Below are 21,608 nucleotides of genomic sequence, written 5' to 3'. Positions count from 1 at the left end.
AAATGGCTAAAGTATGTTACTTTACAGGTCGTAAGACTGTATCAGGAAACAACCGTTCACACGCGATGAACCAAACAAAACGTGCCGTAAAACCAAACCTTCAAAAAGTTACTGTTCTTATCGATGGTAAACCTAAAAAAGTTTGGGCTTCAGCTCGTGCTTTGAAATCAGGTAAAGTTGAACGCGTTTAATAATAAAAGTAAGGAGACCTTAGGGTCTTTTTTCTTTTACTGTAGATATAAAATCATTTGAAAAATAGAGTAAATATCCGCTGATACAGTATTCTGCTTTTACACTTGGGCTGAAATATGATAAAATAGAGTATCAACTAGTTGAGGTAAAAAGGATGACTGTAAAAATTAATACAAAAGATGGTCAAATCGAACTAACAGATGAAGTGATTGCAACCGTCGTAGGTGGAGCAGCAACTGAGATTTTTGGTGTGGTCGGTATGGCTAGTAAAAATGCCCTCAAAGATAATTTCCAAGCCCTTCTAGGTAAGGAAAATTATTCCAAAGGTGTCGTCGTAAAGGCGGCCGAAGATGGCAGTATTGCAGTTGATGTATATACCGTGTTGAGCTACGGAACAAAGATTAGCGAAGTGTCAAAAAACATTCAAGAGCGTGTTCGTTTTAGTTTGGAAAACCAACTTGGAATTACTGCTCAGACTGTAAATGTCTACATTCAAAATATCAAAGTTGTAGGAGAATAACCGTGTCAAAAATTACTACTAGCTTATTTCAAGAAATGGTGCAGGCTGCGTCAACTCGCTTGAATAAGCAAGCTGAATATGTCAATTCATTAAACGTCTTTCCAGTTCCAGATGGAGATACTGGTACAAATATGGGAATGACCATTGAAAATGGTGCTAAGGAAGTTGCTGATAAGCCAGCTTCTACTGTTGGCGAGGTAGCGAGTATTCTTGCCAAAGGTCTTTTGATGGGTGCGCGTGGAAACTCAGGTGTTATTACGTCTCAGCTTTTCCGTGGATTTTCACAAGCCATCAAGGATAAAGACGAGTTAACAGGTCAAGACTTGGCCTTTGCCTTCCAATCAGGTGTGGAAGTTGCCTATAAGGCCGTTATGAAGCCAGTTGAAGGAACGATTTTGACAGTTTCTCGTGGTGCTGCTATCGGTGCTAAGAAAAAGGCTGAGCAAACAGATGACGCTGTTGAAGTCATGCGCGCAGCTTTAGAAGGTGCTAAAACAGCTCTAGCTAAAACGCCAGATATGCTTCCAGTATTGAAGGAAGTTGGCGTTGTGGACTCAGGTGGTCAAGGACTGGTCTTCATTTACGAAGGTTTCCTTTCAGCCCTTACTGGTGAATATATTGCATCTGAGGACTTTGTAGCCACTCCTGCCAACATGAGTGAAATGATCAATGCAGAGCACCATAAGTCTGTAGCTGGTCATGTGGCGACTGAGGATATCACATTTGGTTACTGTACTGAAATCATGGTAGCCCTTAAGCAAGGTCCAACCTATGCCAAAGATTTTGACTATGACGAGTTCCGTAACTACTTGAATGAACTTGGGGATTCTCTCCTTGTTGTCAATGATGATGAAATTGTCAAAGTCCATGTCCATACAGAAGATCCAGGACTTGTTATGCAAGAAGGTCTCAAATATGGTAGCTTGGTCAAGGTAAAAGTTGACAATATGCGCAACCAACACGAAGCACAGGTTGAAAAAGAAGCTGCTCAAGTTAGCAAGCCAGCTGAAGAAAAAGAGTATGCTTTGATTGCTGTAGTGGCTGGTAAAGGCCTAGCAGATATCTTCCGTTCTCAAGGCGTGGATTATGTTATCGAAGGTGGTCAAACCATGAACCCTTCAACAGAAGACTTTATTAAGGCTGTTGAACAGGTCAATGCTCGTAACATTATCTTCTTGCCAAACAACAAGAATATCTTCATGGCAGCTCAATCTGCAGCAGAAGTTTTGGAACAACCAGCAGTAGTGGTGGAAGCTCGTACTCTTCCTCAAGGATTGACTAGTCTTCTTGCCTTTGATCCAAGCAAGTCCATCGAAGAAAACCAAGAGCGTATGACTGCAGCCCTTAGCGATGTCGTTAGCGGAAGCGTCACAACAGCTGTTCGTGATACAACGATTGATGGCTTAGAAATTCATGAAAATGATAATCTTGGTATGGTGGATGGGAAAATTCTCGTGTCAAACCCTGACATGCACCAAACCTTGACTGAAACCTTGAAACATATGTTGGATGAAGATAGTGAAATCGTAACATTCTATGTCGGTGAAGACGGAAGCGAAGAACTTGCCAATGAAATTGCTCAAGAAATTGCAGAAGAGTTCGAAGACGTTGAAGTCGAGATTCACCAAGGTCAACAACCTGTTTACCCATACCTATTTAGTGTAGAATAAGATTAATGAAGGACTGAGAAATCAGTTCTTTTTTCTTTTTCGAATAATGAAATCGGTATCTTTTTAATAAAAACAAAAATAACATTCATAAATAAACATTAAAATAGAAAATTCAGAAAATTTCTTCTTTTGTCTTGAAAAATTTTGAAAAAATGGTATGATAGTAACAAGTTATTTTTAAGAGAAGAGAAAGGGGAACAATGGAGAAAATCAGTTTAGAATCTCCTAAGACGGGGTCGGACCTAGTTTTGGAAACACTTCGTGATTTAGGAATTGATACCATCTTTGGTTATCCTGGTGGTGCGGTCTTGCCTTTTTATGATGCGATATATAATTTTAAAGGCATTCGCCACATTCTAGGACGCCATGAGCAAGGTTGTTTGCATGAAGCTGAAGGTTATGCCAAATCAACTGGAAAGTTGGGTGTTGCCGTCGTCACTAGTGGACCAGGAGCAACAAATGCTATTACAGGGATTGCGGATGCCATGAGCGATAGCGTTCCCCTTTTGGTCTTTACAGGTCAGGTGGCGCGAGCGGGGATTGGGAAAGATGCCTTTCAGGAGGCAGACATCGTGGGAATTACCATGCCAATCACTAAGTACAATTACCAAGTTCGTGAGACAGCTGATATCCCTCGTATCATTACGGAAGCTGTCCATATCGCAACTACAGGCCGTCCAGGGCCAGTTGTCATTGACCTACCTAAAGACGTATCTGCTTTAGAAACAGACTTCATTTATTCACCAGAAGTGAACCTACCAAGCTATCAGCCTACTCTTGAGCCAAATGATATGCAAATCAAAAAAATCTTGAAGCAATTATCCAAGGCTAAAAAACCAGTCTTGTTAGCTGGTGGTGGAATTAGTTATGCTGAAGCTGCTGCAGAATTAAATGAATTTGCAGAACGCTATCAGATTCCAGTGGTAACCAGTCTTTTGGGGCAAGGTACGATTGCAACAACTCATCCACTCTTCCTTGGAATGGGAGGCATGCACGGATCTTTCGCAGCTAATATTGCCATGACGGAAGCTGACTTTATGATTAGTATTGGTTGCCGTTTTGATGACCGCTTGACAGGAAATCCTAAGACCTTCGCTAAGAATGCTAAGGTTGCTCACATTGATATTGACCCAGCTGAGATTGGCAAGATTATCAGTGCCGATATTCCAGTAGTTGGAGATGCTAAGAAGGCCTTGCAAATGTTGTTGGCGGAACCAACAGTTCATAACAATACTGAGAAATGGATTGAGAAGGTTACTAAAGACAAGAATCGTGTTCGTTCTTATGACAAGAAAGAGCGTGTGGTTCAACCTCAAGCCGTTATTGAACGCATTGGTGAATTGACGAACGGGGATGCCATTGTAGTAACAGACGTTGGTCAACACCAAATGTGGACAGCTCAGTATTATCCCTACCAAAATGAACGTCAGTTAGTGACTTCAGGTGGTTTGGGAACGATGGGATTTGGAATTCCAGCAGCAATTGGAGCTAAAATTGCTAACCCATATAAGGAAGTAGTCTTGTTTGTTGGGGATGGCGGTTTCCAAATGACTAACCAGGAATTGGCTATTTTGAACATTTACAAGGTGCCAATCAAGGTGGTTATGCTGAACAACCACTCACTTGGAATGGTTCGCCAATGGCAGGAATCCTTCTATGAAGGTAGAACGTCAGAGTCGGTCTTCGACACTCTTCCTGATTTTCAATTGATGGCACAAGCTTATGGCATTAAAAACTATAAGTTTGACAATCCTGAGACCTTGGCTCAAGACCTTGAAGTCATCACTGAGAATGTTCCTATGCTAATCGAGGTAGATATTTCTCGTAAGGAACAGGTGTTACCAATGGTACCAGCTGGTAAGAGTAATCATGAGATGTTGGGGGTGAAGTTCCATGCGTAGAATGTTAACAGCAAAACTACAAAATCGTTCAGGAGTCCTCAATCGCTTTACTGGCGTTCTGTCTCGTCGTCAGGTTAATATCGAAAGTATCTCTGTTGGAGCAACAGAAGATCCGAATGTATCTCGCATCACCATTATTATTGATGTAGCTTCACATGATGAAGTGGAGCAAATTATCAAGCAACTCAATCGTCAGATTGATGTGATTCGCATTCGTGATATCACAGACAAGCCTCATTTGGAGCGCGAGGTGATTTTGGTTAAGATGTCAGCGCCAGCTGAGAAGCGAGCTGAGATTCTAGCAATTATTCAACCTTTCCGTGCAACAGTGGTAGACGTAGCGCCAAGCTCGATTACCATTCAAATGACTGGAAATGCTGAAAAGAGTGAAGCTCTATTGCGAGTCATTCGACCGTACGGTATTCGCAATATTGCTCGAACGGGTGCCACTGGATTTACCCGCGATTAATACTCTTCGAAAATCTCTTCAAATCACGTCAGCTTTGCCTTGCCGTACTCAAGTACAGCCTGCGGCTAGCTTCCTAATTTGCTCTTTGATTTTCATTGAGTATAAAAATATTTTAAATTTGTTAAACCAGCCTAAAAGGCAATAAATAATAGAAAAGAGAGAAAAACTATGGCAGTTCAAATGGAATATGAAAAAGATGTTAAAGTAGCAGCACTTGACGGTAAAAAAATCGCCGTTATCGGTTATGGTTCACAAGGACATGCGCATGCTCAAAACTTGCGTGACTCAGGTCGTGATGTCATCATCGGTGTACGTCCAGGTAAATCTTTTGACAAAGCAAAAGAAGATGGATTTGACACTTACACAGTAGCAGAAGCAACTAAATTGGCTGACGTTATCATGATTTTGGCACCAGACGAAATCCAACAAGAATTGTACGAAGCAGAAATCGCTCCAAACTTGGAAGCTGGAAATGCAGTTGGATTTGCTCATGGTTTCAATATCCACTTTGAGTTTATCAAAGTTCCTGCGGATGTAGATGTCTTTATGTGTGCTCCTAAAGGACCAGGACACTTGGTACGTCGTACTTATGAAGAAGGATTTGGTGTTCCAGCTCTTTACGCAGTATATCAAGATGCAACAGGAAATGCTAAAAACATTGCTATGGACTGGTGTAAAGGTGTTGGAGCAGCTCGTGTAGGTCTTCTTGAAACAACTTACAAAGAAGAAACTGAAGAAGATTTGTTTGGTGAACAAGCTGTACTTTGTGGTGGTTTGACTGCCCTTATCGAAGCAGGTTTCGAAGTCTTGACAGAAGCAGGTTACGCTCCAGAATTGGCTTACTTTGAAGTTCTTCACGAAATGAAATTGATCGTCGACTTGATCTACGAAGGTGGATTCAAGAAAATGCGTCAATCAATTTCAAACACTGCTGAGTACGGTGACTATGTATCAGGTCCACGTGTGATTACTGAGCAAGTTAAAGAAAACATGAAAGCTGTCTTGGCAGACATCCAAAATGGTAAATTTGCAAATGACTTTGTAAATGACTATAAAGCTGGACGTCCAAAATTGACTGCTTACCGTGAACAAGCAGCTAACCTTGAAATTGAAAAAGTTGGTGCAGAATTGCGTAAAGCAATGCCTTTCGTTGGTAAAAATGACGACGATGCATTCAAAATCTATAACTAATTGATAGAAATTAAGGTGAAGGCGAGTTGGGGGACTAACTCGCTTTTATAATCAATTCATCTCTCTTTTAAGAGGATGGATTGTGATAGTATGAAATAGTCTAGGAGAAAAAGATGTTAAGTTCAAAAGATATCATCAAGGCTCATAAGGTCTTGAACGGTGTGGTTGTTAATACCCCACTGGATTATGACCATTATTTATCGGAGAAGTATGGTGCTAAGATTTATTTGAAAAAGGAAAATGCTCAACGTGTTCGCTCTTTTAAAATTCGTGGTGCCTATTATGCCATTTCCCAGCTCAGCAAGGAAGAACGTGAGCGTGGGGTAGTCTGCGCTTCTGCGGGGAATCATGCGCAGGGAGTTGCCTATACTTGCAATGAAATGAAGATTCCTGCAACTATTTTCATGCCAATTACTACTCCGCAACAAAAAATTGGTCAGGTTCGTTTTTTTGGTGGGGACTTCGTAACTATTAAACTAGTTGGAGATACCTTTGATGCGTCAGCTAAAGCAGCTCAAGAATTTACAGTCTCTGAAAATCGTACCTTTATTGATCCTTTTGATGATGCCCATGTTCAGGCAGGTCAAGGAACAGTTGCTTATGAGATTTTAGAAGAAGCTCGAAAAGAATCGATTGATTTTGATGCTGTCTTAGTCCCTGTTGGCGGTGGCGGTCTCATTGCTGGGGTTTCTACCTATATCAAGGAAACAAGTCCAGAGATTGAAGTCATTGGGGTAGAGGCTAATGGAGCGCGTTCCATGAAAGCTGCCTTTGAAGCTGGTGGACCTGTTAAACTCAAAGAAATTGACAAATTTGCGGATGGGATTGCTGTACAAAAGGTAGGTCAATTGACCTATGAAGCAACTCGTCAACATGTTCAAACCTTAGTAGGTGTCGATGAGGGATTGATTTCTGAAACCTTGATTGACCTCTACTCTAAGCAAGGGATTGTTGCAGAACCTGCTGGAGCAGCTAGTATCGCTTCTTTAGAGGTTTTGGCTGAATATATCAAGGGGAAAACCATTTGTTGTATCATTTCTGGAGGAAATAATGATATCAACCGTATGCCGGAAATGGAAGAGCGTGCCTTGATTTATGATGGGATCAAGCATTACTTTGTAGTGAATTTTCCACAGCGTCCAGGGGCCTTGCGTGAATTTGTAAATGATATTCTGGGGCCAAATGATGATATCACACGTTTTGAGTATATCAAACGAGCTAGCAAGGGGACAGGACCAGTATTAATTGGGATCGCCTTAGCAGATAAGCATGATTATGCAGGTTTGATTCGTCGGATGGAAGGTTTTGATCCATCTTATATTAACTTGAATGGTAATGAAACGCTCTATAATATGCTAGTCTGAGGAATAATAAAAAATATCATATTATTTGCACAACTGATGTATAGGTGCTATAATGAGGGTGAAGAAAGGGGGTGATTCCTATGAACTTAGGAAAACTATCCTACTATTTCTATTACAACTTATTATAGTGCCTATTATTTTTGTTTCAGTTTATAATAATAAAAAAGAATCACTTGCTATATATAAGGGTACTATTTAGAATACAGTATTTTATATATAACTAATTTAAAAATCGTCTAAATATAATAGCAAATAGAGAAAATAATCAGTATTCATGAGACAGATTTGGTGATTTAATTGATAAAATTGATCTGATACTTGTAAAATGAGAGTAGTAGAAAAGTTTGTGACATTAGTAAGTCATATTCTAGATGTTGACTACGAGATGGTGTTTGAAAAGAATATGTAAAATCTGATGAAACAAGTTCATTGTACCAGTTGAAAAAGAAAATAAGATTTAAATAATGCCAGGAAGGGACCTCAGACAAAGAGAAAGGAAAGAGATAGTTAATAGATAATCAGAGGAAAATATTATCTTTGCTAGCTTTAATAATTTAAAAGGAATGTATAGAATTACTTGAATATGACTCCTGTCTATCCTATAGAGCAGCTGGTATGTAGTTTATATGAATATTATTACACATTATAGGTTTAATAATGCAATTATTTTTTAGGTGCTTACTAATGATTTATAGTAAGCAAAAACCTATATATTATCGGCTTTAATAAGATAGTAACAGAAAAATAAATCATTAATTTTATTGAATATATGTTTTTTTATTGACAAAACACATAAAAACGTATACAATTAAATATCGTAAAGAAGAAAATAGGAGAAGGACATGGCTAAGTCAAACTTTGAAAAAGTAGAATCAGTTGTTGGCTGGGTTCGTGATAAGAAAATCACAGGCTACCGTATCTCTAAAGAAACGAATGCGCGTGAAATGTCTATCATTGCTCTAGCGCAGGGTCGTGCAAAAGTAAAAAATATTTCATTTGAAACAGCTCTAGGTTTAATTGATTTCTATGAAAAAAATTATGAAAAATTTGAAGATTAATCTTTGGATAGTGGCGGATTCTTGAATAGGGTCTGCCTTTTCATTTTTAGGGCAGCAAAAAGACTGCACGGTTGATGCAGCCTTTTCTTTTTATTTGAGATAACGTTGAAGGAATTCTTTTGTTCGGTCTTCTTTAGGATTGGTGAAGAGGTCTTCTGGTTTACCTTCTTCAGTAATTACACCCTTATCCATAAAGATAACACGGTGAGAGACATCACGGGCGAATTCCATTTCGTGGGTTACAACAATCATAGTCAAGCCTTCTTGAGCCAAATCTTGCATGATTTTGAGGACTTCTCCAACCATTTCTGGATCGAGAGCTGATGTTGGTTCATCAAAGAGAATAGCGTCAGGATTCATTGAAAGAGCGCGAGCGATGGCTACACGTTGTTTTTGACCACCTGAGAGTTGTTTTGGTTTGGCTTGCCAGTAGCGTTCTCCCATGCCGACTTTTTCCAAGTTTTCTTTGGCAATCTTTTCAGCTTCTGTACGTTCACGTTTAAGGACAGTTGTCTGAGCGACGATTGTATTTTCAAGCACGTTGAGATTTTCAAAGAGGTTAAAGGATTGGAAAACCATTCCCAACTTTTCACGGTATTGCGTGAGGTCATAGCCTTTTTCGAGGACGTTTTGTCCATGATAAAGGATTTGTCCATCAGTTGGTGTTTCAAGTAGGTTAATAGAGCGTAGGAAGGTCGATTTTCCGCTTCCAGAGCTTCCGATGATAGAGATTACCTCTCCCTTGTGGACAGTGAGTGAAATGTCTTTTAGCACTTCGTTTTGTCCATAGGATTTTTTGAGGTGTTTAATTTCAAGGATTGCTTGGGTCATTATTTCAAATCCTCCGTTTGCATTTGGTTAGCACCTGTAGTATAGGTATCCATGTCCATGCGACGTTCGATGAAGCGTAGGATACGTGTTACGGTGAAGGTGAGGACAAAGTAAATCACGGCGATGATTGTAAATGTCTGGAAGTATTGATAGGTTTGTGTTGCCACGGTATTTCCTGAGAAATAAAGTTCGACAACAGAGATAACGTTCAATACAGATGTATCTTTGATATTGATGACAAATTCATTACCCGTTGCTGGTAGGATGTTGCGTACTACTTGAGGTAGGACAACCTTACGCATGGTTTGGTTATGAGTCATACCAAGAGCAGTCGCAGCTTCAAATTGTCCCTTGTCAACTGCTAGGATACCACCACGAACGATTTCAGTCATGTAGGCACCAGTGTTGATCGAAACGATGAAGATAGCAGCTAGTGTACGGTCAAGGTTGATACCGAAAGCTTGGGCAGTTCCATAGTAGATAACCATCGATTGAACGATCATTGGCGTACCACGGAAAATTTCAATGTAGACATTGAGGATCCAGCCGACTAGTTTTTGTAGGCTGTAAATGGCTTTATTTTCAGATAGAGGAGCAGTACGGAAGACACCAATGGCAAGTCCAATAATGAGACCTGTGATGGTTCCGATGATAGAGATTAAAAGAGTGATACCAGCACCACGCAAGAGTTGTTGCCAGTTTTCAGAAAGAATTTTAGCGACTTGGCTAAAGAAACTACTGCTAGTCTCTTCAGTTGTTGTAGCTTCGGCAGGTTGCTCTTTGATCATACGATCCATCAAAGCAACTTGATCATCTTTCGAAATGGTTTCAATGCTGGCATTGATTTGGCTAATACGGTTGTCATCTTTACGAAGTCCAATGGCAATAGCTGTATTTTCCTCCCCCGTTTTGAAACCAGGTTCTACTTGGACCATCTTAAACTTAGAGTTCGCAGCTTCAGCGGTCAGAGCTTCTGGGCGCTCAGAAACATAGGCATCGATGACACCAGCTTCAAGAGCTTGGCGCATTTGAGCGAAGTCTCCCATGGCTGTTTCTTTTTTAGCACCTGGGATTTGTGCAATCAAGTCGTAAAGGTAAACACCTTGTTGAGAAGTGATTTTCGCACCATTAAAGTCATCCAAAGATTTAGCATTTGCGTAGGCAGAATCTTTTTTGACAAGCAAAACTGGTTCGCTAGTGTAGTAGCTGCTTGAAAAGGCAATTTCTTGTTTGCGTTCGGCAGTAGGACTCATACCTGCAATAATCATGTCAATCTTACCAGAAGTAAGGGCAGGAACTAGACCTTCCCACTTTGTTTTAACAACCAAAGGTTCTTTACCTAAGTCCTTAGCGATTTTCTTGGCGATTTGAACATCGTATCCGTTAGCATACTGGTTAGTCCCATCGATTTTGACAGCCCCATTACTATCATCGTCCTGAGTCCAGTTAAAGGGAGCATATGCCGCTTCCATCCCGATGCGTAAATATTCATCGGCTTGGGCAACATTAACAAATCCCAGCATCAGCAAGAGACTTGTGAAAATAGATAAGTATATTTTTCTCATGATTTCTCCTATTTCTAATCTATTAAAAAATAACTGTCTCCTATTTTATCGAAAAAAACTCTATTTTTCAATATAGGTAAGCCCTTACTTGAGAAAAAATGATATAATGATAGCAAAGATAAAAAGGGGGCTTAGTTGATGAAAAAAACTTTTTTCTTACTGGTGTTAGGCTTGTTTTGCCTTTTGCCATTCTCTGTTTTTGCCATTGATTTCAAGATAAACTCTTATCAAGGGGATTTGTATATTCATGCAGACAATACAGCAGAATTTAGACAGAAGATAGTTTACCAGTTTGAGGAGGACTTTAAGGGTCAAATTGTGGGACTTGGACGTGCTGGCAAGATGCCTAGTGGATTTGACATTGATCCTCATCCAACGGTTCAGGCCGCGAAAAACGGTGCTGAACTAGTAGACGTTACTAGCGAAGTGACAGAAGAGGCGAATGGTTACACTGTGAAAGTTTATAATCCAGGTCAGGAGGGCGACATAGTTGAAGTTGACCTAACATGGAATTTAAAAAATTTGCTTTTTCTATATGATGACATCGCTGAATTAAATTGGCAACCTCTGACAGATAGTTCAGGAGCTATTGGAAAGTTTGAATTTCATGTAAGGGGAGACAAGGGAGCGGAAAAACTCTTTTTCCATACAGGCAAACTTTTTAGAGAGGGAACGGTTGAAAAGAGTAATCTTGATTATACTATCCGTTTAGACAATCTTCCGCCTAAGCGTGGAGTTGAATTGCATGCCTATTGGCCTCGGACCGATTTTGCTAGCGCTAGGGATCAGGGATTGAAAGGGAATCGTTTAGAAGAGTTTAATAAGATAGAAGACTCGATTGTTAGAGAAAAAGAGCAAAGTAAACAACTCGTTACTTGGGTCTTCCCTTCCATACTTTCCATCTCTCTGTTATTGAGCGTCTGCTTCTATTTTATTTATAGAAGAAAGACCACTCCTTCAGTCAAATATGCCAAAAATCATCGTCTCTACGAACCGCCAATGGAATTAGAACCTATGGTTTTATCAGAGGCTGTCTACTCGACCTCCTTGGAGGAAGTGAGTCCCTTGGTCAAGGGAGCTGGCAAATTCACCTTTGATCAACTCATTCAAGCTACTTTGTTAGATGTGATAGATCGTGGGAATGTCTCTATTATTTCAGAAGGAGATGCAGTTGGTTTGAGGCTGGTGAAAGAAGATGGCTTGTCAAGTTTTGAGAAAGACTGTCTAAATCTGGCCTTTTCAGGCAAAAAAGAAACAACTCTTTCCAATTTGTTTGCGGATTACAAGGTATCTGATAGTCTTTATCGTAGAGCAAAAGTCTCTGATGAAAAACGGATTCAAGCAAAGGGGCGTCAGCTCAAATCGTCTTTTGAAGAAGTATTGAAAGAGATGCAAGAAGGAGTGAGAAATCGAGTTTCCTTCTGGGGGCTTCCGGATTATTATCGTCCCTTGACTGGTGGGGAAAAGGCCTTACAGGTAGGTATGGGTATTTCCACTATCTTGCCCTTATTTATCGGATTTGGTTTGTTCTTGTACAGTTTGGATGTTCATGGCTATCTTTACCTTCCCTTGCCTATACTTGGTTTTCTAGGTTTAGTTTTGGCTGTCTTCTATTATTGGAAGCTTCGGCTAGATAATCGTGATGGTGTCTTAAATGAAGCGGGAGCAGAAGTCTACTATCTCTGGACCAGTTTTGAAAATATGTTACGTGAGATTGCACGATTGGATCAGGCTGAATTGGAAAGTGTTGTGGTCTGGAATCGCCTCTTGGTCTATGCGACCTTATTTGGCTATGCGGACAAGGTCAGCCATTTGATGAAGGTTCATCATATCCAAGTGGAAAATCCAGATATCAACCTCTATGTAGCTTATGGCTGGCACAGTATGTTTTATCATTCAAGCGCGCAAATGAGCCATTATGCCAGCGTCGCAAATACAGCAAGTACCTACTCCGTATCTTCTGGAAATGGAAGTTCTGGCGGTGGCTTCTCTGGAGGCGGAGGCGGTGGCAGTATCGGCGCCTTTTAGAGAGAACTGCCACAGACTGAAAAAAGTATGCTATAATGGAAGATAGAAAAAGGAGTAATCTATGTATCTTATTGAAATTTTAAAATCTATCTTCTTCGGGATTGTTGAAGGAATTACGGAATGGTTGCCGATTTCCAGTACAGGTCACTTGATTTTAGCAGAGGAATTTATCCAATACCAAAATCAGAATGAAGCCTTTATGTCCATGTTTAATGTCGTGATTCAGCTTGGTGCTATTTTGGCGGTTATGGTCATTTACTTTAACAAGCTCAATCCGTTCAAACCGACTAAGGACAAGCAGGAAGTTCGTAAGACTTGGAGACTGTGGTTGAAGGTCTTGGTTGCCACTTTGCCTTTACTTGCAGTATTTAAGTTTGATGATTGGTTTGATACCCACTTCCATAACATGGTTTCTGTTGCTCTCATGTTGATTATCTATGGGATTGCCTTTATCTATTTGGAAAAGCGCAATAAAGCGCGTGCTATCGAGCCAAGTGTAACAGAGTTGGACAAGCTTCCTTATACGACCGCTTTCTATATCGGACTCTTCCAAGTTCTTGCCCTTTTACCAGGGACCAGTCGTTCTGGTGCAACGATTGTCGGTGGTTTGTTGAATGGAACTAGTCGTTCTGTTGTGACAGAATTTACCTTCTATCTTGGAATTCCTGTTATGTTTGGAGCCAGTGCCTTAAAGATTTTCAAATTTATAAAAGCAGGACAGCTCTTGAGTTTTGGGCAATTGTTCTTGCTCTTGGTTGCGATGGGAGTAGCCTTTGCGGTCAGCATGGTTGCAATTCGTTTCTTGACAAGTTATGTGAAAAAACACGACTTCACTCTTTTCGGTAAATACCGTATCGTGCTTGGTAGTGTCTTGCTACTTTATAGCTTTGTCCGTTTATTTGTATAAGAAAAACCTTGAAGGGTCAGCTCTTCAAGGTTTTATTCTCAATGAAAATCTCTTCAAACCACGTCAGCTCTATCTGCAACCTCAAAACACTGTTTTGAGCAACCTGCGGCTAGCTTCCTAGTTTGCTCTTTGATTTTCATTGAGTTTTAAAATCCAGTCATGGTAATCCCCAACAGGCGGACACCTCTTTCTTTCTCGTCTAACTCTTCATAGAGTTGTAGGGCTATTTGGCTTATCTGACTAGCATCCTGTGTTTTTTTGGCCAGACTTTTTCGTTTAGTAAGAGTTGAAAAGTCCTTGTAGCGGATTTTCAAAATGACAATTTTTCCAGCTTTTTCTTGTTGATGTAGATTGAGAGCGACTCTTTCTGATAGAAGAGTCAGCTCTTTTTTGATGTCTTCCTCGGCACGGAGAATTTTCCCATAGGTTTTTTCCTTGCCGATTGATTTACGGATGCGGTTGGATTTGACGGGGGAATTGTGGATACCACGAGCCTTTCGATACAGGTCATAGCCCAGTCTGCCAAAGCGGTCTATTAGGGTCACTTCAGGAACTTCAAGTAGATCAGCTCCAGTAAACACGCCCATTTGATGAAGTCGTTCCACCGTCTTCTTTCCTACTCCATGAAACTTGGAAATATCCATTTGTTTGAGAAAATCCTCAGCCTGGTCAGGTAGAATCACTGTCAGACCATGTGGTTTTTGATAATCGCTGGCCATTTTAGCTAAGAATTTGTTGTAGGAAACGCCTGCAGAAGCAGTCAAATGGAGTTCTTGCCAGATATCCTCTTGAATGAGACGAGCGATTTTGACAGCTGACTTGATAGCGAGTTTATTTTCTGTCACATCTAAATAGGCTTCATCAATGCTCATGGGTTCTATTAAATCTGTATAACGCTTAAAGATAGCTCGAATCTGGAGGCCCACAGCTTTATATTTTTCATAATTTCCTGAGATAAAGACGGCCTGGGGACAACGTTCATAGGCTTCTTTAGAACTCATGGCTGAATGGACACCAAAAGCTCGCGCCTCATAGCTACAGGTAGAAACGACTCCCCGTCCACCTGTTTGCCGAGGGTCGCTACCGATAATGACAGGTTTTCCTCTGAGTTTAGGATTGTCTCTGATTTCTACCGCAGCAAAAAAGGCATCCATGTCAATATGGATGATTTTTCTTGACAAATCATTTAACAAGGGGAAAATCAACATGCCTAGCACCTTTTTACTGCTTATTTTCTTTTATTATACCCTTTTTTCTGAAAAAAAGAAAAAAGGATTTTATTTTTTCAAAAATATAATACAGTTTGGTATAGAATACAGTCTGTGTTAGAAAAGAAAGTGTAAAAATTAGGATTTTCAGCTTGTTGAAATCGTTTACTGTATGGTATACTGGTTTCATAAATGTAACAGATGACTGTTACTAGAAAGAAAACAGAGGACATTAACATGGTTGTTAAAACAGTTGTTGAAGCACAAGATATTTTTGACAAAGCTTGGGAAGGCTTCAAAGGCGTAGATTGGAAAGAAAAAGCAAGTGTATCACGCTTCGTACAAGCTAACTACACACCTTACGATGGAGACGAAAGCTTCCTTGCAGGACCAACAGAACGTTCACTTCACATCAAAAAAATTGTAGAAGAAACTAAGGCTCACTACGAAGAAACTCGTTTCCCAATGGACACTCGTCCAACATCTATCGCTGATATTCCAGCAGGATTTATCGACAAAGAAAACGAAGTTATCTATGGTATCCAAAACGATGAACTCTTCAAATTGAACTTCATGCCAAAAGGTGGTATCCGTATGGCTGAAACTACTTTGAAAGAAAATGGATACGAACCAGACCCAGCTGTTCACGAAATCTTTACTAAATACGTAACAACAGTTAACGACGGTATCTTCCGTGCTTACACTTCAAACATCCGTCGTGCTCGTCACGCTCACACTGTAACTGGTCTTCCAGATGCATACTCACGCGGACGTATCATCGGTGTTTACGCACGTCTTGCTCTTTACGGTGCAGACTACTTGATGCAAGAAAAAGTAAACGACTGGAATGCAATCGAAGAAATCGATGAAGAAACAATCCGTCTTCGTGAAGAAATCAATCTTCAATACCAAGCATTGCAACAAGTTGTTCGCTTGGGTGACCTTTACGGAGTTGACGTTCGCAAGCCAGCGATGAACACTAAAGAAGCTATCCAATGGGTTAACATCGCCTTCATGGCTGTCTGCCGTGTTATCAACGGTGCTGCTACATCTCTAGGACGTGTACCAATCGTATTGGACATCTTTGCAGAACGTGACCTTGCTCGTGGTACATTTACTGAATCAGAAATCCAAGAATTCGTTGATGATTTCGTTATGAAACTTCGTACAGTTAAATTTGCTCGTACTAAAGCTTATGACCAATTGTACTCAGGTGATCCAACCTTCATCACAACTTCTATGGCTGGTATGGGTAACGACGGTCGTCACCGTGTTACTAAGATGGACTACCGTTTCTTGAACACTCTTGACAACATCGGTAACTCTCCAGAACCAAACTTGACAGTTCTTTGGACTGACAAATTGCCATACAACTTCCGTCGCTACTGTATGCACATGAGCCACAAACACTCTTCTATCCAATACGAAGGTGTAACAACAATGGCTAAAGACGGATATGGTGAAATGAGCTGTATCTCATGCTGTGTATCTCCACTTGACCCAGAAAATGAAGAACAACGCCACAACATCCAGTACTTCGGTGCGCGCGTAAACGTATTGAAAGCTCTTCTTACTGGTTTGAACGGTGGTTACGACGATGTTCACAAAGACTACAAAGTATTTGACATCGAACCAATCCGTGACGAAGTTCTTGAATTTGAATCAGTTAAAGAAAACTTTGAAAAATCTCTTGACTGGTTGACTGACACTTACGTAGATGCTTTGAACATCATCCACTACATGACTGATAAGTACAACTATGAAGCTGTTCAAATGGCCTTCTTGCCAACTAAACAACGCGCTAACATGGGATTCGGTATCTGTGGATTTGCTAATACTGTTGATACATTGTCAGCTATCAAATACGCTACAGTTAAACCAATCCGTGATGAAAATGGCTACATCTACGATTACGAAACAATCGGTGAATACCCACGTTGGGGTGAAGATGACCCACGTTCAAACGAATTGGCAGAATGGTTGATCGAAGCTTACACAACTCGTCTACGTAGCCACAAACTTTACAAAGACGCGGAAGCTACAGTATCACTTTTGACAATCACATCTAACGTTGCTTACTCTAAACAAACTGGTAACTCACCAGTCCACAAAGGTGTATACCTCAACGAAGATGGTTCTGTGAACTTGTCTAAACTTGAATTCTTCTCACCAGGTGCTAACCCATCTAACAAAGCTAAAGGTGGATGGTTGCAAAACTTGAACTCACTTTCTAGCCTTGACTTTAGTTACGCAGCTGATGGTATCTCATTGACTACACAAGTTTCACCTCGCGCGCTTGGTAAGACTCGTGATGAACAAGTTGATAACTTGGTAACAATCCTTGATGGTTACTTCGAAAACGGTGGACAACACGTTAACTTGAACGTTATGGACTTGAACGATGTTTACGAAAAGATTATGTCAGGTGAAGACGTTATCGTACGTATCTCTGGATACTGTGTAAACACTAAATACCTCACTCCAGAACAAAAAACTGAATTGACACAACGTGTCTTCCACGAAGTTCTTTCAATGGATGATGCATTGGATGCATTGAACTAATCAAGTTCTTGAATAATGAAAAGGAACCCTCGGTCAGTCGACTGAGGGTTGTTTTTTGAACTCTTATACTCTGACAAAATCTCTTCAAAATACGGCAGTTTTATCTGCTGATTTAAAGCAGTATTTTGAGAACTCGGTGGCTTGCTTTCCTAGCTTGTTCTTTGATTTTTATTGAGTGTGAACCTAAACCCTTAGTCAGCCCCTGAAGTGTCTCACTTGGTTTAAAAAGAGTTGGTTGAGTTGAGGAGATAATCAGAAATAAAAATACCACACTTTGTAGGTTTACAAGGTGTGGTTGTATTTTATCTCTTGGACCAAGTTCTCTTCATAAAGAGAAGGAGGATTGGGTAAATCTCTAGTCGTCCTGCAATCATTGCAAAGGAGAGGAGAATTTTTGAGATAGGACTAAAGATTGAGAAACTAGATGTCGTTCCTAGAATAGGCCCGATATTATTGAAACAGCTAAAGACAGCGCTGGTAACGACCAGGAAATCATTGCTGTCTAGGCTGACAATAAAGATAAGTGCTAGCAAAATCATAGCATAGATGACAAAGTACTTGAGAATCTTATGCTGGGTATCTTTGTCAATTACCGTTTTATTAACATGGAGGGTCAAAACACGGTGGGGTGATAGAATTGACAAAATCTGATTTTTAGCAATTTTTGAAAGGATAAGGCCTCGAATAACCTTGAGTCCACCTGCGGTTGAACCAGCAGAACCACCGATTCCCATAAGGAAGAGAAGGATAAACTGGGAGAAGAGGGGCCAGTTGGTAATGTCTCCGTAACCAAAACCAGTCGTTGTAATGATATTGGAAACCTGGAAGAAGGCCATTTCAAAACTCTTTGAAAATCCTGGATAGAGATAGAGGGTATTGAGGCTAATCAAGCCTGTAGAAAGCAGTACAATGACCAAGTAAGCTCGAAGTTCTTCATCTCCAAAGAAGGCTTTGACGCGACGGAGCATGAGGTAGTAGTAGAGATTGAAATTTACCCCAAAAACCAAAACTCCGATACTAACTAGATAGGTAATCAGTGAGCTACCATAGTGGGCGATTCCATCGTTATAGACTGTAAAACCTCCTGTACCTGCTGTTCCCATGGCAATGACAAAACTATCAAATAGGGGCATGCCAGCCAGATAATAGATGATGACAAAGAGGGAGAAGAGAGCTAGATAAAGGAGATAGAGAATCTGGGCAGTATTTTTGAGTTTGGATACAACCTTGCCAAAAACAGGGCCAGGAACCTCAGCTTTCATCACTTCTAGGTGGCTATTCTTGGCATTGTCCATAATAGCAAGTGCAAAAACAAGCACTCCCATCCCTCCAATCAAGTGGGTAAAACTTCGCCAGAAGAGGAGGGAACGACTGAGAACCGAAACGTCGTTCAGAATAGTTGCTCCAGTAGTTGTAAAGCCAGAACTGATTTCAAAAAAGGCATCGATAACGCTGGGAATTTGCTTAGCAAAAACAAAGGGGAGACCGCCAAAGAAGGACCAAAGGATCCAACAGAGGGCAACAATCAAGACTCCCTCCTTGGCATAAATCCGTTGATTTTTGGGCTTTTGTAAAATTCCTGAACCGCCTAGTAATACGAGAATCCCTATTGTTGAAAAGAGGGCCGTAAAGACTTGGCTCGATTCACGGTAATAGACAGCGACAGACACAGGAACCAAAAGAAGAACAGCTTCAATCAAAAGTAATTTTGAAAGGAGGTAACGAATCATACTTTTATTCATTTCTTACCTCGCGATCAAGTCATAAATCTTGGTGATGTTTGGCAACAAGGTTGTTACTAGGAGCTTGTCTCCAACTTCCAACATATCCTCCCCAGTAGGGAAAATAGTCTTGCCCTTTCGAATGATGGCTGCTATAAGAACCCCTTTTTTTAGTTTTAGTTGAGAAAGAGGTTTGGAAGTCATTTTATTAGCTTCCTTGATATGAAATTGCAGGGTTTCGATTTGGCCATTGGCTAGATGGTGCATGGCCTGAAGGTCTGAATACTGGGCATTAACCCGACCACGAATAAAGTGCATAATCGTATCTACAGCGATGCTTTTAGGTGTGATGATACTTGAAAAATCAGGCGCATTGATAATTTCGAGGAGACTGGTACGATTGACCTTGGTGATATTTTTTTGTACACCTACCCTGTCAAGGAACATAGAGGTAATCAGATTTTCCTCATCAACCCCTGTTAGAGTCGCAACGGCATCATAGTTTTGAGCACTTTCTTCCAGCAGGATATCTTTTGCGGTACCATCTCCTTGAACGATGTAGAGGTTTGGGAATTTCTCGCTAAAGAAGCTAGCGATTTCAGGATTGATTTCAATAACCTTGGTATCAATACGACTGTCTTTTAGGATACCTAGTAGATAATAGGCGATTCTACCAGCTCCAACAATAAGAAGGCTCTTCACGGCACGAGATTTAAAATAATTATGGAAGAGCATCATATCAACACGGTTACCAGTGACAAAGATTCTATCTTTATCCTGTATGGTCATGTCACCGCTTGGAATGATAATTTGATGATCCCTCTCTATAGCGCAGACAATAACATTGCCAAATTTTTTACGAAAATCAGAAATGGGCATTTGGCAAAGACCGCTGGAAGATTTAACAGTGAATTCCATGAGGCTAACGCGTCCACCAAAGAAACGTTCGACAGAGAGGGCGTTGGGGAAGTCAATGATATTCGCGATAGCGCGGGCAGCCAAGAGCTCAGGGTTAACGATAAGAGAAAAACCGAGAATATTCTTTTCCTTGAAATAAGAGTTAGAATATTCAGGGTTCCGCACCCGAACGATGGTCTCTTTAGCTCCCATTTTTTTGGCTAGAACGGCTGCAATCATGTTCACTTCATCGTATTCAGTCAGGGCAATAAAGATATCACAATCCTGGACACTGGCTTGCTCAAGGATGGTAAAATCGGCCCCGTTACCAAGGATACCCATGATATCAAAGCGATTAACAATATGATTGAGAACAGCTTCGTCTTGCTCAATCAGCAAAACATCATGCTTTTCTGCAACCAAGGAGCGACAGAGGGCAGAACCAACTTTTCCCCCTCCGACAAGGATAATTTTCATAATAAAACCTACTTTTTCATGATGTAACTATCATACCTTTTTTCAAGAAAAAATGCACCTACTAGCTAATAACAAGAGCTTTTAGTAGGAAATTTGCTATAAGGTAAAACTATACCCTAATCAATTGAAATAGCTATTAGCACCTTTCTCTGAAATATGGTATGATAAAGGATATACAAGGAGATAAAATGAATAATAATTTACTGGTATTACAATCAGACTTTGGTCTGGTTGATGGTGCGGTATCGGCTATGATTGGAGTGGCTTTAGAAGAGTCTCCAACCTTAAAAATTCATCATTTGACGCACGATATCACGCCTTATAATATTTTTGAGGGGAGCTATCGTCTCTTTCAGACGGTGGATTACTGGCCTGAGGGAACGACATTTGTATCGGTGGTCGATCCAGGTGTCGGCTCGAAACGTAAGAGTGTGGTTGCCAAGACTGCAAAAAATCAATACATTGTCACGCCAGACAATGGAACTCTTTCTTTTATCAAGAAACACGTTGGTATTGTAGCTATTCGTGAGATTTCTGAAGTGGCCAATAGACGTCAAAATACAGAGCATTCTTATACCTTCCACGGTCGTGATGTTTATGCCTATACTGGTGCTAAACTGGCCAGTGGTCACATTAGTTTTGAGGAAGTGGGGCCAGAGCTCAGTGTGGATCAGATTGTGGAGCTTCCAGTCGTAGAGACAATCATAGAAGATCATCTGGTGAAGGGAGCTATTGATATTCTGGATGTGCGTTTCGGCTCGCTTTGGACCTCTATCACGCGAGAAGAATTTTACAAGCTGGAACCAGCATTCGGTGACCGTTTTGAAGTGACTATCTATCACGCTGATATGCTGGTCTATCAAAATCAGGTTGTTTATGGCAAATCATTTGCAGATGTGAGAATTGGGCAACCCATCCTTTACATCAACTCTCTCTATCGTTTAGGTCTGGCTATCAACCAAGGTTCCTTTGCCAAGGCCTATAATGTAGGTGTCGGTTCATCTTGGACCATTGAAATAAAGAAAATAGAATCATAAAATAGGAGAA

The 21,608-nt window shown here is 40.6% G+C and carries 17 protein-coding genes; 12 read left to right on the top strand and 5 right to left on the bottom strand.

Annotated features, from left to right (window positions below; genetic code table 11):
• Positions 1-2 precede the first annotated feature (2 nt).
• From rpmB to OCF96_RS02440, 8 genes are all read left to right on the top strand, one after another.
• Positions 3-191, top strand: a complete 189-nt coding sequence (gene rpmB / locus OCF96_RS02475; protein WP_001140948.1) for a 50S ribosomal protein L28 — start codon at positions 3-5, stop codon at positions 189-191.
• A 155-nt stretch (positions 192-346) separates the two neighbouring features.
• Positions 347-712: an Asp23/Gls24 family envelope stress response protein gene (locus tag OCF96_RS02470; RefSeq protein ID WP_000216437.1), complete on the top strand. Its 366-nt coding sequence runs from the start codon at positions 347-349 to the stop codon at positions 710-712.
• Positions 713-714: 2 nt separating this feature from the next.
• Positions 715-2,382, top strand: a complete 1,668-nt coding sequence (locus tag OCF96_RS02465) for a DAK2 domain-containing protein (protein WP_261445928.1) — start codon at positions 715-717, stop codon at positions 2,380-2,382.
• A 200-nt stretch (positions 2,383-2,582) separates the two neighbouring features.
• Positions 2,583-4,283 (top strand): acetolactate synthase large subunit, encoded by a 1,701-nt coding sequence (locus tag OCF96_RS02460; protein WP_261016327.1) that lies wholly within the window; start codon positions 2,583-2,585, stop codon positions 4,281-4,283.
• Positions 4,276-4,752: an acetolactate synthase small subunit gene (gene ilvN, locus OCF96_RS02455; protein ID WP_001253803.1), complete on the top strand. Its 477-nt coding sequence runs from the start codon at positions 4,276-4,278 to the stop codon at positions 4,750-4,752. The genes OCF96_RS02460 and ilvN overlap by 8 nt, the downstream gene beginning before the upstream one ends.
• 168 nt (positions 4,753-4,920) lie before the next feature.
• Positions 4,921-5,943, top strand: a complete 1,023-nt coding sequence (gene ilvC / locus OCF96_RS02450; protein ID WP_000290683.1) for a ketol-acid reductoisomerase — start codon at positions 4,921-4,923, stop codon at positions 5,941-5,943.
• Positions 5,944-6,056: 113 nt separating this feature from the next.
• A complete protein-coding gene (ilvA, locus tag OCF96_RS02445; RefSeq protein WP_000952976.1) occupies positions 6,057-7,307 on the top strand; it encodes a threonine ammonia-lyase IlvA in 1,251 nt (416 codons plus the stop codon).
• Positions 7,308-8,149: 842 nt separating this feature from the next.
• Positions 8,150-8,365 carry a capsule biosynthesis transcriptional regulator gene (locus tag OCF96_RS02440; RefSeq protein WP_001130038.1) on the top strand — a complete coding sequence of 72 codons (216 nt, stop codon included), beginning with the start codon at positions 8,150-8,152 and terminating at the stop codon, positions 8,363-8,365.
• A gap of 90 nt (positions 8,366-8,455) precedes the next feature.
• Here OCF96_RS02440 and OCF96_RS02435 read toward each other — a convergent pair whose 3' ends face one another.
• Both OCF96_RS02435 and OCF96_RS02430 read right to left on the bottom strand, forming a co-directional pair.
• A complete protein-coding gene (locus OCF96_RS02435; protein WP_050294290.1) occupies positions 8,456-9,196 on the bottom strand; it encodes an amino acid ABC transporter ATP-binding protein in 741 nt (246 codons plus the stop codon).
• On the bottom strand, positions 9,196-10,761 hold the full coding sequence (locus tag OCF96_RS02430) for an ABC transporter substrate-binding protein/permease (protein ID WP_124787565.1): 1,566 nt from the start codon (positions 10,759-10,761) through the stop codon (positions 9,196-9,198). The genes OCF96_RS02435 and OCF96_RS02430 overlap by 1 nt, the downstream gene beginning before the upstream one ends.
• Positions 10,762-10,899: 138 nt before the next feature.
• Here OCF96_RS02430 and OCF96_RS02425 point away from each other — a divergent pair, with 138 nt between their 5' ends.
• Complete coding sequence (locus tag OCF96_RS02425) at positions 10,900-12,789, top strand: DUF2207 domain-containing protein (protein ID WP_261445913.1); 1,890 nt, start codon at positions 10,900-10,902, stop codon at positions 12,787-12,789.
• Positions 12,790-12,850: 61 nt separating this feature from the next.
• Positions 12,851-13,696, top strand: coding sequence for an undecaprenyl-diphosphate phosphatase (locus OCF96_RS02420; protein WP_219967067.1), 846 nt, complete (start codon positions 12,851-12,853; stop codon positions 13,694-13,696).
• Between the two features lie 146 nt (positions 13,697-13,842).
• Here the strand turns inward: OCF96_RS02420 and dinB are convergent, their stop codons facing one another.
• Entirely contained in the window at positions 13,843-14,904 is a 1,062-nt protein-coding gene (gene dinB / locus OCF96_RS02415; RefSeq protein WP_261445905.1) for a DNA polymerase IV, read from the bottom strand.
• Positions 14,905-15,141: 237 nt separating this feature from the next.
• Between dinB and pflB the strand changes: the two genes are divergently transcribed.
• Positions 15,142-17,466 carry a formate C-acetyltransferase gene (gene pflB, locus OCF96_RS02410; RefSeq protein WP_261445890.1) on the top strand — a complete coding sequence of 775 codons (2,325 nt, stop codon included), beginning with the start codon at positions 15,142-15,144 and terminating at the stop codon, positions 17,464-17,466.
• A 302-nt stretch (positions 17,467-17,768) separates the two neighbouring features.
• On the opposite strand, the gene OCF96_RS02405 is transcribed toward pflB, so the two are convergent.
• A complete protein-coding gene (locus OCF96_RS02405) occupies positions 17,769-19,208 on the bottom strand; it encodes a TrkH family potassium uptake protein (protein WP_261445886.1) in 1,440 nt (479 codons plus the stop codon).
• A 3-nt stretch (positions 19,209-19,211) separates the two neighbouring features.
• Complete coding sequence (gene trkA / locus OCF96_RS02400; RefSeq protein WP_024056705.1) at positions 19,212-20,561, bottom strand: Trk system potassium transporter TrkA; 1,350 nt, start codon at positions 20,559-20,561, stop codon at positions 19,212-19,214.
• A gap of 188 nt (positions 20,562-20,749) precedes the next feature.
• On the opposite strand from trkA, the gene OCF96_RS02395 reads away from it, so the two are divergent.
• The gene (locus OCF96_RS02395) at positions 20,750-21,598 is read left to right on the top strand and encodes an SAM hydrolase/SAM-dependent halogenase family protein (RefSeq protein WP_001063590.1); all 849 of its coding nucleotides are present in this window, start codon (positions 20,750-20,752) and stop codon (positions 21,596-21,598) included.
• The last annotated feature ends 10 nt before the right edge of the window (positions 21,599-21,608 follow it).

The organism is Streptococcus mitis (assembly GCF_946190065.1).
GTDB lineage: Bacteria > Bacillota > Bacilli > Lactobacillales > Streptococcaceae > Streptococcus > Streptococcus mitis_DE.
The sequence above is the reverse complement of the archived record's forward strand: the minus strand, read 5'-3'. Positions and strand labels throughout refer to the sequence as shown.

Bases quoted from the DNA above. Each gene is read 5' to 3' on its own strand.
- rpmB (WP_001140948.1), top strand. From the start codon at position 3: ATGGCTAAAGTATGTTACTTTACAGGTCGTAAGACTGTATCAGGAAAC.
- OCF96_RS02470 (WP_000216437.1), top strand. From the start codon at position 347: ATGACTGTAAAAATTAATACAAAAGATGGTCAAATCGAACTAACAGAT.
- OCF96_RS02460 (WP_261016327.1), top strand. From the start codon at position 2,583: ATGGAGAAAATCAGTTTAGAATCTCCTAAGACGGGGTCGGACCTAGTT.
- ilvN (WP_001253803.1), top strand. From the start codon at position 4,276: ATGCGTAGAATGTTAACAGCAAAACTACAAAATCGTTCAGGAGTCCTC.
- ilvC (WP_000290683.1), top strand. From the start codon at position 4,921: ATGGCAGTTCAAATGGAATATGAAAAAGATGTTAAAGTAGCAGCACTT.
- ilvA (WP_000952976.1), top strand. From the start codon at position 6,057: ATGTTAAGTTCAAAAGATATCATCAAGGCTCATAAGGTCTTGAACGGT.
- OCF96_RS02440 (WP_001130038.1), top strand. From the start codon at position 8,150: ATGGCTAAGTCAAACTTTGAAAAAGTAGAATCAGTTGTTGGCTGGGTT.
- OCF96_RS02435 (WP_050294290.1), bottom strand. From the start codon at position 9,196: ATGACCCAAGCAATCCTTGAAATTAAACACCTCAAAAAATCCTATGGA.
- OCF96_RS02430 (WP_124787565.1), bottom strand. From the start codon at position 10,761: ATGAGAAAAATATACTTATCTATTTTCACAAGTCTCTTGCTGATGCTG.
- OCF96_RS02425 (WP_261445913.1), top strand. From the start codon at position 10,900: ATGAAAAAAACTTTTTTCTTACTGGTGTTAGGCTTGTTTTGCCTTTTG.
- OCF96_RS02420 (WP_219967067.1), top strand. From the start codon at position 12,851: ATGTATCTTATTGAAATTTTAAAATCTATCTTCTTCGGGATTGTTGAA.
- dinB (WP_261445905.1), bottom strand. From the start codon at position 14,904: ATGTTGATTTTCCCCTTGTTAAATGATTTGTCAAGAAAAATCATCCAT.
- pflB (WP_261445890.1), top strand. From the start codon at position 15,142: ATGGTTGTTAAAACAGTTGTTGAAGCACAAGATATTTTTGACAAAGCT.
- OCF96_RS02405 (WP_261445886.1), bottom strand. From the start codon at position 19,208: ATGAATAAAAGTATGATTCGTTACCTCCTTTCAAAATTACTTTTGATT.
- trkA (WP_024056705.1), bottom strand. From the start codon at position 20,561: ATGAAAATTATCCTTGTCGGAGGGGGAAAAGTTGGTTCTGCCCTCTGT.
- OCF96_RS02395 (WP_001063590.1), top strand. From the start codon at position 20,750: ATGAATAATAATTTACTGGTATTACAATCAGACTTTGGTCTGGTTGAT.